This window comes from Maridesulfovibrio sp. FT414 (assembly GCF_050916235.1).
GTDB lineage: Bacteria > Desulfobacterota > Desulfovibrionia > Desulfovibrionales > Desulfovibrionaceae > Maridesulfovibrio.
Genome location: NZ_CP104854.1, coordinates 1,595,578 through 1,608,518, shown reverse-complemented (window position 1 = coordinate 1,608,518; position 12,941 = coordinate 1,595,578). Strand labels below are relative to the sequence as shown.

The window sequence follows — 12,941 nt, the reverse complement described above, 5'->3', positions numbered from 1 at the left end:
CAGACTGACCGTAACCAGTCTGCATTATTGCGTTTATTGTTGATTTGTTAAGGCTGTTAACCGTTTTTAAGATCGTCAATGAGGTTCTGGAGATCCCCGGCCAGACGGGCGAGGTCTGAAACAGCTATCATGGACTGGTGCATGGCTTCTGCTGTTTCCGTGGCAATGCGGTTTACCTCGTCGGTTCCACGGTTGATCTGTTCGCTGGCTGCGGACTGTTCTTCACTGGCAGTTGCAATGGCCCGAACCTGATCCGCTGTGGAGTCTACAATATTGACGATTGTTTCAAGGCTTTTGCCGGCCTGACTGGCATAATCGGTGCTCTTGGAAACCATGCCGGCTGCATTGTTCATTTCATCAATATTTCGTCTTGTTTCAGACTGGATGGCATGAACAGCCTGTGCAACTTCCTGAGTCGCCTGCATGGTTTTTTCCGCAAGTTTACGTACTTCGTCAGCAACAACGGCAAATCCGCGACCGGCCTCACCTGCACGGGCAGCTTCGATTGCAGCGTTGAGCGCCAGCAGGTTGGTCTGGTCGGCAATGTCCGTGATGACGGTGATTACCTGCGAGATTCCTTCAGCTCTGGTTCCCAGTTCACTCAGCCCTGAAACCATTTTGGCGGATGCCTCGTTTACCGAATTGATGGAAGACACAACGTTGGCAACAATCCGGCCTCCGTTTTCAGCATTACTCTTGGCATCCATGGCACTTTCAGCTGCCTGCGAGGCATTCTGGGCGACCTCCAGCACGGAAGCATTCATCTGTTCCATGGCTGTCGCTGATTCAGCGGTGCGTTCTCGCTGGGTTTCAGAACCGCGTGCCGATTCCTGAATCTGCAGGGAAAGCTCCTCTGAGGCGGATGTTACCTGCTCGACAATTCCTTCAAGCTGTCTTGCTGCCTGAAGCATACCTTCGGATTTTGCCCTTTCGGCTTCTTCCTTGGCCTGCCTCGCATCCTCAAGGGCCTTGGTGGCCGCTTCAGTCTGGCGCTCGGCTTCCTTGGATTTATCTTCTGCCGTGGAAATGAATTTTACCAGGTTGTCCACCATTGTGCTGAGGGCTTCGTTCAGGGTTTTGAGTTCACCGCCGAACAGGCTCGGATCGATTGTTGTTTCAAAATCGCCATTGGCAACCTTCTGTGCTCCATCAACCATGATTTCGATGGGCTTGGCTATGCTGCGGGCTACAAGGAAGGCCACGCCGATAACAAGGAGGATAGCAATAACCGACAGGGTCAGGCTGAGCTTGAGGAAGCTGTTTGCCTCGGCAAAAATTTTGTCAGTGGGAAGGGCAAGCCCCATGGACCATGGGGTAGGTGTTCCGCTGATTACAATCGGTTCAAAGGTGAAGAAATATTCCCTGCCGTCAAGGGGGGAAATCATGATCTCCTGAAATTTTTCACCGGATTTGATTGCCTTGCTGATGGCGGCACGCTGTTTTTCAGGGAAGGCCTCGGTGATGTTCTTGCCGACAAGCTCCTGATCGGGGTGGGCTACACAGTAGCCTTTGTTGGAAACAATAAAGGCATATCCGGTTCCAAAGGGGCGGATAGTCTCAGTCATTTCCTTGAATGAGCCAAGAACAAAATCGATGCCGACTACGCCTATGAATTTGTTTTTCTTGAGGATGGGTACGCTGACAGTTGCCATTACTTCAGGAACAATGTCAGTGGTATAGGGCTCGGTCAGTACTGCTTTCTTTGTATCACGCGGAATCATGTACCACGACCTGGTGTTGTTCGGGTCGTTGCGGTGCATTTCTGTCATCTTCCACTGCCCGTTTTCAAACCAGCCGTATTGCCCGTACTCTCCGTTGGGGCCGTACTTCTTATTGCCTTTATATTCAGCGTCACGCCCATCAAGCTCGTTCGGTTCAAGAACGATCTGGGTACCGAAGAAGGTCGGATCAGATGCAGTCAGGTCTTTAATGAAACTGTTGACCATTTCCCTGTCAATACCCTTGCCGAACTCGCTGATGCTGACCATCGCTGCTGCGCCTGCCCATGATGCATCCAGGGCTTTTTCAATGGTTCCTTTCACCTGGTTGCCATATCTGCCAGCCATTTCGTCAGCTAGTTCTTTCGCCTGTGTCCTGGATGATTCCCTCGTCTTGTTCACAGTGACTGCTGTGAATGCTACGAAGATGAGAATCATCATGACGCTGATGCTCAAGGCAATTTTTGTTCCGATTTTCAGGTTTTTGAACATGTGCACCCCTTGTAACTAAGGCTTGGTCTTTGTGGTTGTTGATGGACAATGCATGGCGTGTATAGAGTTATAACGTGTATCTAAGTATATATTATCTTTTAATTCATGACCATATGTTTTTAACTGCCGGTGGAACAATATGACCCGGCTGCAAATATGACTTGCGACCGGGTCATAAAACGGCTTGGGTTGCATTCAAACCGTGTAACATTTTGAAATATTACTTAGAAGGACAGCTCTATTCCTATGGGACAATGGTCCGAGCCCAGCACGTCAGGCTCTATCCATGCCTTTTTGACATTGTTCTGCAGTTCCTCGGAGACAAAAAAGTAGTCTATGCGCCAACCGGCGTTGTTTTTACGGGCATTGAAACGGTAGCTCCACCACGAATAATTGTCCGGTCCTTCGTCAAACATCCTGAAGGTGTCCACGTAGCCGTGTTCTATGAACTTGTCTATCCAGGCCCGCTCAACAGGCAGGAATCCCGAACGCTCCGAGTTCGCCTTGGGGTTTTTGAGATCTATTTCCTTGTGCGCGGTATTGAAATCGCCGCCGACAACAATGGGCTTCTTTTTGCGCAGCTCCTGGGCATATTCAAGAAAGCAGTCGTAAAAACCCATCTTGTATTCAAGGCGCTCGTCACTCATCTGGCCGTTGGGGTAGTAGATGTTGAAGAGGTAGAACTGCTCGTATTCCATCAGCACCACCCGTCCCTCTCCCTGATAGGCTTCATCCGGCAGACCGAAGGAATGCGATACGAGCGGATGGCGAAAGAAACAGGCCGTTCCTGAATAACCCTTTTTGACCTTGGACCAGTTCCAGAGGGATTCATATCCTGAAAAATCCCTGTGCTTGGCCGGAATCTGCTCCGGGCTGGCTTTGGTTTCCTGAATCATTACGACATCTGCATCGGAATTTTCAAACCATTCGTTGAAGTTCTTCTTGATTACTGCCCTGTAGCCGTTGACGTTCCACGAGTATATTTTCATCAGTCCAATCCCCTTATCAGGTGCATTCGTAACAGGTCTGTGCGTGACCTATGTCTGCCTTCGAGTTTATATTCCAGCCGCATTTGCGGAGCATGGTTTCCAGTTCATTGGGTTTGTAGTCGTTGAAAAATCCTGAAGCCCTGCGGGCTTTGCTGTCGCTTCCCGGATGCATCAGGTAGTAGGTGAAGACCAGCTTACGTGATTTGGTCCTTGCCCAGTTCATGAATGAACCGACGTCATGCAGATATTCAAGCAGGAAAAGGGCGCAGACCACATCGAAATCCTGATCCGGATATTGTCCCTGATTAAGGTCCGCTACAATGCAGTTGCGGTTTCTGGCCACAATGTCCAGCGGAGTGTAGGTACAACTTTCCGGTATGTAGTCGCGAAGCAGCATCAGGCCGGCTCCGGCATCCAGGACGCGGGACTTTTCCGGGACCAGGGCCCCCGCAAACCCGGCTCTGAGGTCCGCATCCCCGGAGAGATTGTTCCAGCGGGACCAGCGGCCGCAGTCGGTTGTTCTGCGCTCAATAAGCATCCCCGTGTATCCGGCCATGAATTCTGCGGAAACATTCGGGCGCATGGAAGCCGGAAGAATTGTATGGGCTGCCCACGGCTGCTCGTATACCGGAAATTTTTCAACAGAGCGGTCAATGCTGATGATGTTGCACTGTTCGTGACTGGGAGTGTACGGAACCAGCGGTCCCCCCATGTCTTCATGTGGAAATCTGTAGGACTGGTAGCCGAGGTCCCGCAGCAGGGCAAGGGCTCCGGTCAGTTCCCTTACCCCGGCTTCCGTGCCGTGAAAATGTCCTTTCTCCCAGACTATGGCGGCTACACGCCCGCTTTTTAGCAGGCCCAGAGCGCCTTTCAGCACGGGGAATTCATGCCCCTCGGTATCGATTTTCAGAAATATCCTGCATCCTGAATCAGCCATTGGTGTTTGGGCCACAAGCTTATCAAGTGTTTCAAGCTGTATGTTGAGCTGTTCACGGCCGGAACTGTGCGCTGCATGACGGGCCAGGCTGTGCCCCATTGATGAGTCCTGGTTCAGAAGGCTGTAGCCGCTGTGATCCGAGGCCGCGCACTCGACGATGTGGATGTTCTCGCGGCATCCGTTGAAGTCGGCCCAAAGCTTAATTCTTTTAACATTGGCCGGATGAGGCTCAACCGCAAGGACATTGACCTGTCCGGGAAATCTCATTGCCGCAGTCAGGCTGTAGAGTCCAAAATGGGCACCTACGTCTATGAAAAGATCGCCGGGCTGGATGTGAGCCTGTATGAAGGCTCGCGAGGCATATTCAAAACCGCCGGTGCGGGTTTCTCTGAAATGGAGTGATCTGGCCCCCGGATCGTTCAGCTCCTGTCTGGACAGCAGCAGCTCAAAAAAAGGTTCTCCGGAATCCTTTTTGAAAACACTGGGGATTATCAGCCATTCATCGTTGTCTTTTATGCGCTCAAGAATTGTTTCTCTGGTCACGTTACGACGGGGGTTGAGATTAAAAATTAATATATGCTGTATGGAGATGATTACATCAAAGCCGGGTGGATTAATATAAAAAAAGCCCGCGTAATGCGGGCTTGAGGAAAAATGTACGGGTCACCCCGTTACAGCACGGACTAATCTTCGTTGCTGCCTGCTTTGATGAAAGCTATTGCAGCCATAGTCATTGCCAGACCGAGAAAAAACCAGAAAAAGCTCATATCCATACTCCTCTATTTTGTGCTTATTGAACTGGATTTCTTCCCATAACAGAAAAAGAAACGCTTGAACAGCAGATTAGGGAGAGTCTGACCGGATTTGTGCTGGGAAGAATCTGCTCAGACAGCAATGTTTAGAATGGAACCCGGAGCAGGTGCGGATACGGAGGTGGTGGACTGCAGCTTGTCCATTATCTCTCCGGCGGCCATGGGGCCAGCTATATCGCTTATTCCCGGACTGGTCTTTTCAGCTTCATCCAATCCTTTCTGGAGACCTTTTTTCAGGGAGGACAGGGAATTCCCTTCGTCGTTAAGAACCTGCTCGATAAGGCTTTCTATGCTTTTGACTGTTTCTTCTCCGAACTGTTCGTTAAGCTGGGCAAAGGTATTCTGCATGGTGAGCCTGGCTGATGTGCCGGGCTCAGCTGCAAAGAAATGTTCCTGAAGGCCGTTTTCGAAGTAGCCGTTTATGGCGGTGTTGAGGTCGGAATTGAAATGTTCCATTACCGCGTCTCCGGCGGCAAAGCCGAAGTTGCGGTCAATGAACTGAACAGACTTGAGCAGTCCGTTGCTCAGGGATTCTTCCGTGATTCTGTCCCCGGAATTGGCAATTACTATTCCCTTGAAGGCTGTTGCGGCCTCGCTGCCGAACTTGCCTTCAATGAATTCAGCCGCTCTGGACAGGGCCCCGGTCAGCTCAGAGGGGTTCTTGGAGGTCTGTTCGCCTTCTTCGGCCCCCTTCTGAGTTTTACCAGTCTGGTCGGGTGCAACGGTCTTTTGAGCGATCATTTCAGCAAACTGGTCGGCAGTATTTACAGGCGGAGCCGATACGTTCAGGCGCGTCGCTCTAACGCCGGAAGTCCGGCTCCCGCCCTGAAACGGAGAACCGTTGTCCAGTAATCCCGGTACTCCCAGATTATTTTTTATTGCCGATGCGTCAATTATCATTACCGTTGTTCCTTCTTGAGTATCTTATCGGTTTGCTCCATGAAATCGTTTAGGGCGAAGATAAAAAAGGGCGCAAAATTGTTTGTCCCGGTTGACGGATAAAATAGCTGACCGTATCTTTGCGGGCATGAATATGAATCAAATCAAAGAATTTATAGTATCAAGGAAGATTGTTCTTGCTGTAGTCGCTGCCGCAATCCTGAGCATTGCCGCCTGCTACGGTATATATTCTATCCAGCAGTCCATAGCTGCTGAAAGAGCCCGTGTTGCCGAACAGCAGCGCCTTGAGCAGGAGCGGATTCTGAAGGATGAACAGAACGCCAAGCGGGCCAGGATCATTGAAAGCATGAAGAAGCTCATTGAGACCGGACATGCCGAAACGGCTTTGGCTGTTGCGGACAAGAACCGGGATCTTATGAATGACGAGCTGAAGGCTATGATCCATCTTGCTACGGAGAAGGATCTGTTGAACAGGGTAGAACGAACTTCAAAGTGGAATTATTCCGAGCTGGCCAAGTATTACGCCGAGCTTGCAGCTCTTGAGCCTGAAAACAGCAGGTATCGTAAGGAATTGAAGGGGTATGACCGGAAATTGCGCAAGAAGCTGGAGCGCAAGCTTTACGCCCAGGCTCAGGCTCTGCCGGTAGACGATATAAAGGCCAATATGGAAATTTATGAAGAGCTTATGCAGCTTAATCCTGATGAACAGCTCTATAAAAGTAAATACGAGCGCTACAAAGGAAAATACGATGAGTTCATGAAGGAGCTGGAGAAGTTCGGGCCCAGGCCCCAGCTTTCGGATGACGGAAATTCATATGCGGAAGTTGAAAAGTACCTGAAGGGCAACTCCATGTTCCCTGAGACGCTGCAGATGGAAAGTGCGACGGATTGCTACTACACTGATGCCGGCTGGCTGGTGGGGTGCACGTACAGCGAAAAGAATGAACTTGGTAACCGTTTCAGCGAGTTCCTCTGGTTTACCATAACCAATTCAACCGTACTCAAGGTGGAGCCTGGTGGGACTTATACGGTTAATTGATAGTTTTTTCGAGCTACAGTTGAGATTTGTATAAATAAAGCCTCTTCCCGAGTCTATTCCGGGAAGAGGCTTTATGTTTTGGCTGGGATGATGGTTGTTATTGGAGGTATGATATGGGATATATCCTCTGTTGATTTTAAAGCGGTTGCCAGAAGGCAAAGTCTTTTAATGTTATTTTGTAAAGAAGTCTTTTTGATGCTAAGCTGATTACCATTGGGTTGGAAAATCCTGGAATTTCGGGGACTGTAATGAAATTGAATATACTTTTTGTTGATGATGATAAAAATATTCTGGCCGGGTTCAGGACCATGATGCATGCCATGCGCAAAGAATGGAAGTGTCATTATTCCTTGAGCACGACCGAAGCACTGCAACTTGTGGATGAGGTGTCTTTTGACGTGGTTGTGACTGATATGCGCATGCCTGGTATGGATGGGTCAGATTTTCTCAAAGAAGTGGAAAAGAAGCAAAGTGGTGCGGTGAGAATTATCCTGTCCGGCTATTCTGACATGCAGGCTCAGTTGAAGTCGACCAGAAGTGCCCACCAGTTCCTCAGCAAACCATGCAGTTCGGAAACCGTTATCAATACGATCAGGCGGGTGACCGCCCTGCGGGAGATTCTGACCAGCAGTAATCTTCGCAGAGTTGTTTCGGGTCTGGACTCACTGCCATCCATCCCGGAACTGATCCTTCAGATCAGAACTGAACTCGAAAAGCCTGATCCGGATATAATCAAGGTCGGACGGCTGGTGGAACAGGATGCCGGGACTTCAGCAACCATCCTCAAAGTGGTGAATTCAACTTTCTTTGGTTTCTACAAGAAGATTACATCTCCTTCCAGGGCTGTGGTCTATCTGGGAACGCAGGTTTTGAAGGGACTTGTCTTTGGCGTTCGTCTGCTGAAAGAGATCGATGTGGGAAATCTTAAGGGGTATTCGGTGGATAAACTCTGGGATCATTGTCTGCAGGTCGGGTATTTTGCCCGTACTATTGCCGTATGCGAGTCAAATGACAGGGAGTTTATTGATTGCTGCTTTGTCAGCGGTTTGCTTCATGATATAGGCAAGTTGGTGTTCCTGACCAACGTGGATTCAATGTATCGAGGAGTACTTGATGCAGTAAATGAGTTCGGCGGGCCAGTCGTTGATCAGGAAGAACGCCTTCTTGGAGCAACCCACGCGGAGGTCGGGGCCTATTTACTGGGTCTTTGGGGCTTCAGCGAAGAGGTTGTAAGAAGCGTGTACAGCCACCACTCCTTTAATAACTGCAGTGAGTCCCTGACTCCATCGCTGGTTGTGCATGTCGCGGACTGTCTGCAGCACGAGTTGGGTGTGGTTGAATCCAATTATACATTTTCTGAGATGGAACATGGATGTCTTGAAAAGCTCGGTCTGCTTGATCGGCTTGAGGTATGGAAAGAAGAATGTATCAGGTGCATGGAGGAAGGGAATGAGCGTTCCTAGAAAGATTCTCTTTGTTGATGACGAGCAGAATATCCTTGATTCATACCGGGCCTCGTTGCGCAGGCGTTTCAGCGTTGAAACTGCATTGGGTCCGGAGGAGGGGCTTGAAAAGATCGTTAAATCAGGTCCGTATGCAGTTGTGGTTTCCGACTTGAAAATGCCCAAGATGGACGGAGTGACATTTCTTAACAAGGTGCAGGAGCTATCTCCGGATACAGTTCGGATCATGCTCACCGGACATGCTGACCTTGATTCAGCCATTGCTGCTGTAAACGAAGGCTCCGTTTTCCGGTTCCTGACCAAGCCCAGTCATATTGATGAAATGGTCCGAACCCTCACCGTAGCCGTGAAACAGTACTCGCTGGTTGTGGCGGAAAGAGAGCTCTTACGCGGGACTCTTCGCGGAAGCATCAAGGTGCTGATGGATATCTTATCCCTTGTCAATCCTGAAGCTTTCGGCAGAAGCGAAAGGGTGCGAAGACTTGCCGGATTTCTCGGGCAGAGTCTTAGTCTCGCGCAGCCCCTGCATCTTGACCTTGCTGCAATGCTCTGCCAGCTCGGATGTGTGACCCTGCCGGAAACTGTTCTACAGAAGGTTCTCAAGGGAGAGGATTTAAGTCCTGAAGAGAAACAGATATTTGATATGCATCCTTCGATCACTGTTGGAATGCTTTCCAACATTCCCCGTATGGAAAAGGTTACCGAGATTATACTCCACATGCAGGACTCGCTGGCTGTCAATCCGACCCAGCCTGTGGAATCGAGAGTTTTGAGGCTATGCCTTGATTACGACCTGCTTGTTCAGCAGGGAATGGAAAAACAGGACGCCATTGATGCCCTTAGGGCCCGGGAAGGAGTTTACGATCCAAAGATGGTGACGGTTCTCGAGAAAGGAACTGCCGGGGAGGAAGGCTATGTCCGCAGAGAGATCGCCCTTTCCGAGCTTAGGGTTGGGATGCTGCTTGATGAGGACCTCTGGAGCCTGGACGAAGTATATATCATGGTAGACGGAACAGAGATAACTGAGGCTGCACTTATTCGTATAAGTAATTTTGCCAAGACCAAGCGGCTTCCGGATAGGATAAGAGTGAAGGTGCCGGTTGAACAGGTGGCCTGATACACAGGATATTCGGCCTCCCGCTGGGAAATAATTTTAAGTTATGTAAAGCGGTCGTCCGGGGCAAAGGTATTGATTTGAATTTGCATATGGGAGGCAGGAATGCAGCGGTCAGGTAGCGGTCAGGGAAGCAGTATAAATCCTGAAGAAGGCAAAAATGTCGTGAATGTTTCTGGCGAAAGTTTGTCCGGTAAAGACCCTTGTCCCGGTGAGCGTCCTGACGAGCGCTTCAATTCACTATGGGAGCGGACCAATGAGGAGCTTGTCCGTGAAGTTGCGGAGCGGCGTGAAGCTGAAGCCGCCATGCGGGTTATCTTCAATCGGGCCTATGACGCCCTTATTATCCATGATGTTAATGGGCGGGTGCTTGATGTGAATGAACGGATGCTGGAGATGTTCAGAATCACCCCTGATCAGGTTCGGCACCTTACGGTTGTGGATGATCTTTCTGGTCCGGAAAATCAGTTTGATACCCTCAATGCTCGCTGGGAGCAGGCTCTGAGCGGAGAGGATGTGATTTTCAACTGGACTTCCAGACGTCCCGGTGACGGTACTGAATTTGATGCTGAAGTGGCTCTATGCCGCATTGATATTGGCGGCAACACGTCTATCCTGGCAACTGTCCGTGATATTTCCGAACAATTACAGGCTCAGATGCAGCAGCAGGAATATCAGGAATTTCTAAATACGGTGTTTCTGGGGATCGGTGCGGCCATTTTTGTTTTTGACCCGATGCAGGGCGTTGTTGTCGACTGCAATCCAGTCGGGGAGGAGCTGCTTTCCCTCTCCACTGACCAGATTCTGGACCCGGACTCGCAGGGACGTTACATATTTACTTCTGATTCCGGGAAAGACCTGCTTTGCCCGGATGTTCATGAGCAGGGAACTTATGAAGAGGGGATTCTGGCCATGCCGGGAGGCAGATCTCTTCCCGTTTCCCGCAGGCTGTTCGAAGTCCACCTCGGCGGACGCAGCCATCTTGTTCAGGTTGTGTTTGATATAACCGAGCGCAAGATTCTTGAGCGTAAACTCAATATTGCCCAGAAGTTGGAGTCCATAGGCCAGCTCGCATCCGGCATAGCCCATGAGATAAATACCCCCATTCAGTATGTTGGAGACAGCGTTCGCTTCGTTAAGGAAGCTTTTGAGGATACAAACAGTCTTCTGGAACTTTATGACACTGTGCTGGAATCTTCAGGAGATTGGGCGGGTAAAAAGGCGCAGCTTGAGAAAATTGAAGAGTTCAAGGATGAGTTGGATATGGCCTTTGTGCTGGAGGAAACTCCCAAGGCCTGCAACAGGGCCCTTGAAGGGGTAGAGCGCGTTGCCACAATTGTTCTGGCCATGAAGAATTTTTCACATCCCGGAGAGGAAAAACCGAGATCGGTTGATATTAACAAAGCGATTATGAATACCGTCATAGTCTCTCGAAACGAGTGGAAATATGTGGCGGACCTTGAAACGAACCTTGACGAGGAGCTGCCCCTTGTCTTCGGGTATCCCGGAGGTATAAATCAGGTGCTCCTTAATGTTATAGTCAACGCTGCCCATGCCATAATGGAAAAGGTGCAGGGGGATGAAAAGGGTCAGATAACTGTCTCAACCATGTACGAGCATCCGTTTGTTGAAGTCCGGATAAAGGATTCCGGATGCGGTATCCCCAAGGAGAATATCATGAAGATCTATGATCCGTTTTTTACCACCAAGGAAGTCGGTAAAGGCACAGGTCAGGGGTTGGCCATTGTGCACGACATTGTGGTTGATAAGCATGGTGGAATAATCGATATTGAGTCAGAGGTAGGAGAGGGAACAACCTTTATCCTACGTTTTCCAATAGATCCTGTTGAATAGTCAGAGTTGCCGCGCTGTTATATTGGAATAAAAAACTCCGTCCGGGTACCCGGACGGAGTTTTTTATTGCCCGTATCCGGGCAGAAAAATCAAGGGCAGGGTTATTCTTCAACGTCCTTAAGCCAGCCCTCAAGTGCATCGATAATCTTGCGGGCCTGATCCGGGCTGGAAATATTGAATTTGGACTGCTGGCGGTATTCGCCTTTCATCTTGCGGTAGCGGCGTATGGAATAAAGATCCTTGCCGAAGTCTCCGGTTTTGCTGTCTATCTGTTTGTAGCGGAACATGATGGTGGTCCATGCGCCTTTGGTAAGCACGACCTTGTCCAGCTCCTTGATAACGATTTCGCCGTTCTCTTCGTATTGTATGGTCAGGTCTTCAATTGTTGAACTCATTGGGTCTCCTTGGCGGGTTGATTAACTAATATCAGGAAATTGCCGCAAATGTCCGCACTTGTCAAAGGTGAATATCAAGCTTGGGTGCCGGGCATAGGATCTGCTTCTACTGTGTTTTTGTTGATTAAAGTTGTCGCTGAGTATAAGCGCATTTTTAGTATGTCTAAAATACTACCTAGATAGGCGGTATTAACAATTCAACAGGAGAAGAAAATGAAAAAATTGATTCGGGCGGTCCTGATGTCCGCGGTCATGGTGGTTTTGATGTGCGGTGGGGTGTTTGCTGAGAGCTCTTTTGTCCAACAGGGAGGGATGATTGTCCCGGGTATAACGTATGTTAAGGCTGGGACATATATTGTTCATTCATCAATCTTTTTAACCAATGTTACTAATGAAGTTGTGCGTTGCAATGTGACTTTTTATGATCAGGATGGAAACGACATTAATAATTTGGCGAAAGTTTATACAGGGTCAGCCTCTTCTGCTCCGTTACTCTTGGCGACCGGATCGGGGGAGTGGGATATTCCCGCTCATAGTACCAGAATATTCCAACTAGATTCTCTTCCAAGTGACGCGTGGAAATTTGGTCATGCGGATATCCGGTGGAGTTCTATGGACCCCAAGCCTCATAAAGCGCTTGTCGGTGCATTGTGGTTAACCGGAGCAAGTTCAACTGGCAATTTTTCGTCATCGGCTTTTATCAACAACGGCCAACCCTTCTAGTATCTCAACAGATAGCTTAATTGAAGCTGTTGCATAATAATTTGCAAGCAGCCTTATTACTTAGGAGAAAGTAATGAAAAATCTGATTCGTGCGGGCCTGATGTCCGCAGCCATGGTGGTTTTGATGTGCGGTGGGGTGTTTGCTACTGATTTTGTCCCTCAAGGAAGTTGTTCAACACCAATGTTTGCACAATATACCCATTCACTTAATTTTACACAGACTGAACTGCTTATCAATAATATTACTGGTAGCACTGTTTATTGCAAGGTTACTGTATATGATCAAAATGGAAATGACGTCAGTTCTCATGCTCAGATAATTTCCGGCCCAACCAATGGGGTAATAACTGTTGTCAGCACTGGAAACGAATTTGACATTCCTGCGCATGGTTCCCGGCAGTATGTGTTTAGTCCACTGAGAAACCCCCCAGCTATGCTGGGGGACCAGTAAAGTTTGACTTATGCGGGAGTAATATAAAGCCTCTCCTTGTGAGCTGCTCAAAGT

At 49.2% G+C, this 12,941-nt stretch carries 11 protein-coding genes; 6 read left to right on the top strand and 5 right to left on the bottom strand.

The annotated features are described in order from the left end of the window. Positions 1–56: 56 nt before the first annotated feature. The 4 genes from N7E73_RS07100 to N7E73_RS07085 all read right to left on the bottom strand — a co-directional run bounded on the left by N7E73_RS07100 (position 57) and on the right by N7E73_RS07085 (position 5,848). Positions 57–2,210, bottom strand: a complete 2,154-nt coding sequence (locus N7E73_RS07100) for a methyl-accepting chemotaxis protein (protein ID WP_432738350.1) — start codon at positions 2,208–2,210, stop codon at positions 57–59. A 224-nt stretch (positions 2,211–2,434) separates the two neighbouring features. After that, the gene (locus N7E73_RS07095; protein ID WP_432738349.1) at positions 2,435–3,199 is read right to left on the bottom strand and encodes an exodeoxyribonuclease III; all 765 of its coding nucleotides are present in this window, start codon (positions 3,197–3,199) and stop codon (positions 2,435–2,437) included. Between the two features lie 16 nt (positions 3,200–3,215). After that, a complete protein-coding gene (locus tag N7E73_RS07090; protein ID WP_432738348.1) occupies positions 3,216–4,679 on the bottom strand; it encodes an FkbM family methyltransferase in 1,464 nt (487 codons plus the stop codon). Between the two features lie 341 nt (positions 4,680–5,020). Beyond that, positions 5,021–5,848 carry a hypothetical protein gene (locus tag N7E73_RS07085; RefSeq protein ID WP_432738347.1) on the bottom strand — a complete coding sequence of 276 codons (828 nt, stop codon included), beginning with the start codon at positions 5,846–5,848 and terminating at the stop codon, positions 5,021–5,023. Between the two features lie 133 nt (positions 5,849–5,981). Between N7E73_RS07085 and N7E73_RS07080 the strand changes: the two genes are divergently transcribed. The 4 genes from N7E73_RS07080 to N7E73_RS07065 all read left to right on the top strand — a co-directional run bounded on the left by N7E73_RS07080 (position 5,982) and on the right by N7E73_RS07065 (position 11,318). After that, positions 5,982–6,887: a hypothetical protein gene (locus N7E73_RS07080; RefSeq protein ID WP_432738346.1), complete on the top strand. Its 906-nt coding sequence runs from the start codon at positions 5,982–5,984 to the stop codon at positions 6,885–6,887. 248 nt (positions 6,888–7,135) lie between these two features. Further along, positions 7,136–8,350 (top strand): HDOD domain-containing protein, encoded by a 1,215-nt coding sequence (locus N7E73_RS07075; protein WP_432738345.1) that lies wholly within the window; start codon positions 7,136–7,138, stop codon positions 8,348–8,350. Next, positions 8,337–9,467, top strand: coding sequence for an HD domain-containing phosphohydrolase (locus N7E73_RS07070; protein ID WP_432738344.1), 1,131 nt, complete (start codon positions 8,337–8,339; stop codon positions 9,465–9,467). Before N7E73_RS07075 ends, N7E73_RS07070 begins: the two co-directional genes overlap by 14 nt. Positions 9,468–9,569: 102 nt before the next feature. After that, positions 9,570–11,318, top strand: coding sequence for a PAS domain-containing sensor histidine kinase (locus N7E73_RS07065; RefSeq protein ID WP_432738343.1), 1,749 nt, complete (start codon positions 9,570–9,572; stop codon positions 11,316–11,318). Between the two features lie 101 nt (positions 11,319–11,419). Here the strand turns inward: N7E73_RS07065 and N7E73_RS07060 are convergent, their stop codons facing one another. Beyond that, complete coding sequence (locus N7E73_RS07060) at positions 11,420–11,713, bottom strand: hypothetical protein (protein ID WP_432738342.1); 294 nt, start codon at positions 11,711–11,713, stop codon at positions 11,420–11,422. A gap of 213 nt (positions 11,714–11,926) precedes the next feature. On the opposite strand from N7E73_RS07060, the gene N7E73_RS07055 reads away from it, so the two are divergent. Continuing rightward, positions 11,927–12,436, top strand: coding sequence for a hypothetical protein (locus N7E73_RS07055; RefSeq protein ID WP_432738341.1), 510 nt, complete (start codon positions 11,927–11,929; stop codon positions 12,434–12,436). Between the two features lie 73 nt (positions 12,437–12,509). After that, entirely contained in the window at positions 12,510–12,887 is a 378-nt protein-coding gene (locus N7E73_RS07050; RefSeq protein WP_432738340.1) for a hypothetical protein, read from the top strand. The last annotated feature ends 54 nt before the right edge of the window (positions 12,888–12,941 follow it).